General features: G+C 65.6%; 6 protein-coding genes. 1 reads left to right on the top strand and 5 read right to left on the bottom strand.

What is annotated here, in order from left to right:
* On the bottom strand, positions 1 to 118 hold a 118-nt coding region (locus AC1DY5_RS46740; protein ID WP_478121188.1), incomplete at its 3' end, for a type II toxin-antitoxin system PemK/MazF family toxin.
* Positions 118 to 381, bottom strand: a complete 264-nt coding sequence (locus AC1DY5_RS46735; RefSeq protein WP_478121187.1) for an AbrB/MazE/SpoVT family DNA-binding domain-containing protein — start codon at positions 379 to 381, stop codon at positions 118 to 120. The genes AC1DY5_RS46735 and AC1DY5_RS46740, both read right to left, overlap by 1 nt.
* Positions 382 to 522: 141 nt before the next feature.
* Between AC1DY5_RS46735 and AC1DY5_RS46730 the strand changes: the two genes are divergently transcribed.
* Entirely contained in the window at positions 523 to 813 is a 291-nt protein-coding gene (locus AC1DY5_RS46730) for a DUF1330 domain-containing protein (RefSeq protein WP_478121186.1), read from the top strand.
* A gap of 60 nt (positions 814 to 873) precedes the next feature.
* Here the strand turns inward: AC1DY5_RS46730 and AC1DY5_RS46725 are convergent, their stop codons facing one another.
* The 3 genes from AC1DY5_RS46725 to AC1DY5_RS46715 form a co-directional block, all read right to left on the bottom strand.
* The gene (locus AC1DY5_RS46725; RefSeq protein WP_478121185.1) at positions 874 to 1,629 is read right to left on the bottom strand and encodes an amino acid ABC transporter ATP-binding protein; all 756 of its coding nucleotides are present in this window, start codon (positions 1,627 to 1,629) and stop codon (positions 874 to 876) included.
* A gap of 6 nt (positions 1,630 to 1,635) precedes the next feature.
* Positions 1,636 to 2,745, bottom strand: a complete 1,110-nt coding sequence (locus tag AC1DY5_RS46720; protein ID WP_478121184.1) for an amino acid ABC transporter permease — start codon at positions 2,743 to 2,745, stop codon at positions 1,636 to 1,638.
* The coding region (locus tag AC1DY5_RS46715) for an ABC transporter permease subunit (protein ID WP_478121183.1) at positions 2,742 to 3,690 on the bottom strand (949 nt) is incomplete at its 5' end. The genes AC1DY5_RS46715 and AC1DY5_RS46720, both read right to left, overlap by 4 nt.

The following is a 3,690-nucleotide window of genomic DNA, read 5'->3' as shown; positions in this document are numbered from 1 at the left end:
CCTTCGGGGACAGCACCAGCATGGGGTGCATGTCCTTCATCTCTCGACCCACTTGCGGATTGAAGTCGATCCAGATGATGTCTCGTCGGTCGGGAACCCAAGCCGCGCGCGTCACCATCAGAACGACTCTGCGCCCATCCGCCCGGCCGCCATGGCCTCACCGTCGTGTTTCGACGGCTCAAACGCCTTGAGCTTCTGCGCCAGCGACAACTTGGGTTCGCCCTGCACGCGCAGAAAAATACCGCCTTCGACAACCTCGACAGTGACGGGCGTTCCTCGCACCAGGTGCGCCGCACGCGCGACCGGCGCGGTGAGGCGCACGGCCAAGCCATTGCCCCACTCTTGGACCGTCTGCTCAGCTTTGACCGAAATTGCACCCATTACGCATCCCTTGAGCAAGGCCGCACTCTAGGCGGGAACAAGCATTGTGTCAACACGTAGAAACATTGGTATCGACTACCTGGCCCCACTCATATCAATCGCAGGCTACATTGCTGACTCAGCAACAAGAGAGAAGTCACCATGCCAAAAGCCTATTGGGTCAGTGCGTACCGTGCCGTCAAGGATGCCGACAAACTTGCGGCCTATGCGAAACTGGCCGGCCCGGCCATCACTGCCGGCGGCGGGCGCTTTCTGGCGCGCGGTCTGCCCGCCAAGGTCTACGAGTTCGGCTTGGCCGAACGCACCGTGTTGATCGAGTTCGACAGCGTCGAGCAGGCTAAAGCCACGCATGACAGCCCTGACTACCAGGCCGCGCTTGCCGCGCTGGGCGACGGTGCCGAACGGGATCTCCGGATTATCGAAGGGGTCTGAGCCCCCTTGTGCCAGACAGGATCGGAAGCGGTCGGCGCTTGGCCCAGGATCGCAGCCCTTCTAGCGAAGCATCTTCGCTAGAAAGGCCTTGGCCCGTTCGTGCTGAGGCGATTCGAAGAACTCGGAGGGTCGCGCGATCTCGAGAATCTGGCCCTCGTCCATGAACACGATTCGATCGGCCACCTGGCTCGCGAAGCTCATCTCGTGCGTCACACACACCATGGCCATGCCTTCGTTGGCCAGCGAGATCATGGTGTCCAGAACTTCCTTGACCATCTCGGGATCGAGCGCGGAAGTGGGTTCGTCGAAGAGCATCAACCGGGGCTTCATGCACAGGGCGCGCGCAATGGCGACGCGCTGCTGCTGCCCTCCCGAGAGCTGGGCGGGGTATTTGTGTGCATGCTCCGCCACGCGCACGCGCGTGAGCAGCGCCATGGCCTGCGCCTCGGCCGCGCGCGCGTCGAGCCGACGCGTTGAAACCGGCGCCAGAGTGCAGTTCTGAAGCACCGTCATGTGCGGGAACAGGTTGAACTGCTGGAACACCATGCCGACGTTCCGGCGCACCGTCAGGACATCGCCCTCCCCCGGACCGAGATCAATGCCGCACACCTGCACCCGACCCGCATCGAAGGCCTCGATGCCGTTGATGCAGCGGATCAGCGAAGACTTGCCCGACCCCGATGGCCCGCAGATCACGATGCGTTCGCGCGCACCGACGGCGAGTTCTATGTCGCGCAACGCGTGATAGTCGCCATACCACTTGTTGAGCGCGCTCATGCGCAGGATAGGGCTGTCGTGAGGCTCGGTGGGGGACATGATGGATCAGCGCCGTCCGCCCTGCAGTCGGGTGTGCAGCCGATCGCTGTAGCGCGACATGGCGAAGCAGAAGACGAAATAGATAGCGCCAACGAACAGATAGATTTCGGTGCCGAAACCCTGCCATTGGGCATCGGCCACGGCACGCTTGGCGGCGGTCATGAGGTCGAAGATGCCGACGATCACGACGATGGACGTTGCCTTGAAAAAGGCGATGAACACATTGACCAGCGCCGGCATCACCGCGGTGAGCGCCTGAGGCAGCACCACGCGCAGGGTGATCACACGCCGCGTGAGCCCGAGCGCTGCCGCCGCCTCGTGCTGCCCGCGCGGCACCACCTGCAGGCCGCCGCGGATGACCTCGGCGAGATACGCGGCCGTGAAGAGCGCGAAGGCGACCAGCACCCGCAGCAGCTTCGACAGGTCCATGCCCGGCGGCAGGAAGAGCGGCACCATCACGCTCGCGAGGAACAGCACGGCGAGCAGGGGCACGCTGCGCGCCATCTCGATGTACGCCACGGCGAGCGCCTTGCCCACGCCCGGACGGGACGAATTGCGCAGCAACGCCAGCGCAATGGCGATGGGAAAGCCTGCCGCGAGACCCAGGGTCGCGAGGATCAGCGTGACCGGGAGGCCTCCCCACTGGTCCTCGGGTACGAACGCAAGCCCGAGGACGCCGCCCCACATCAAGACGCCGAAGAGCCCGAGCGCGACAACCCACGCGACGGCCAGGCGCAGATTCCACCACGCGGGACGGGTCGAGAGCGCGTACGTCGCGGCCAGCACCCCGATGGCCAGCGCCGCACGCCACTGCTGCGCATAGGGATAGATGCCGAAGAGGATCAGCCGCAGCTTGTCGCCCACGACGGCCCAACAGGCGCCAGCGCCCTCGACGCGGCAGGCCTCGGGCCCCCTTCCTTGCGTGCTGAAGACGGCATGGGTCACGCCCCACCCGAAAAACTTCCAGACGAACAGAGCGAGCAGCGCCGCAAGCACGACCGTGACGGTTCCGGTCAAGGGTGTTGCGAAGTAGGCGCGGCGCAGGCGGCCGAGCCAGCCGCCCTGCACGCCGGGGGGCGGCGCCGGCGCGATGCGAGTCGAAGCGACAAATCTCATGCCACGCCCCATCGCCGTTGGCGGCGCTCGAACCCGTGCATGGCGGCGCTCACGAGCAGGCTCACGCTGGCGTAGAAGAGCAGCACGATCGCCATGATTTCCACCGCTTGGCCGGTGTCGGTGAGCATCGTTTCTCCGACCGCCATGAAGTCCTGGTAGCCGATCGCGACCGCCAGGGTGCTGTTCTTGAAAATGCCGATGTACTCGCTCGCCAGCGGCGGAAGGCCGACGCGCAGCGCCTGGGGCGCCAGCACCCGGCGCAAGATGGCGGCGCGGGTCAGTCCCAGCGCCGAGGCGGCTTCGAGCTGGCCGCGCGGCAACGATCCGATGGCGGCACGCACGATCTCCGCAATGAAGGCCGCTGTATAGAGTGCGATGCCCACCAGCAGTGCCGCGAACTCCGGCTGCATCGAGACCACGCCATGCACGTCCAGTCCGTCGATCGTCGGAAACAAGAAGATGCCGCGATTGCTTGCGAACAGCCAGCCATGGCCGGTGCCATCGGAGACGGCCGGCAGTTCGAGCATCAGGCCATACCAGAAGGCCACATGCAGCAGTACGGGGACGTTGCGCATCAGCTCCACATAGGCCAGTGACAGTCCGCGCGCCAGCGGATTGCGCGCCAACGCACCCACACCGACGAGAAGGCCCAGCACCGTGGCGAGCACGATCGCGGCGGCAGTGAGCTTGAGCGAATTGAGCGCACCGGCCACGAAGGCCAGTCCGAAGGTGTCGACGCCCGCCTGGAAGTCGATCGGCGAACTGTAGATTGGCGTGACGGCGGGCTTGCCCAGAAACTCGAAGCCCGTCTGCACGCCGCGGGCATGCAGGTTGGCGCTGGTCAGGCGGAACATCACGACCAGCAGCGCGGCCAGCAGGCCGAAGGCCAGGGCCTGCCGCAGCACTGCGCCCCAGTTCCAGCCGCGCGATGGCGCGCGTTGCGAC

It is taken from the genome of Variovorax sp. P4_D9, assembly GCF_056401695.1.
This window is presented reverse-complemented; position numbering and strand designations above follow the sequence as displayed.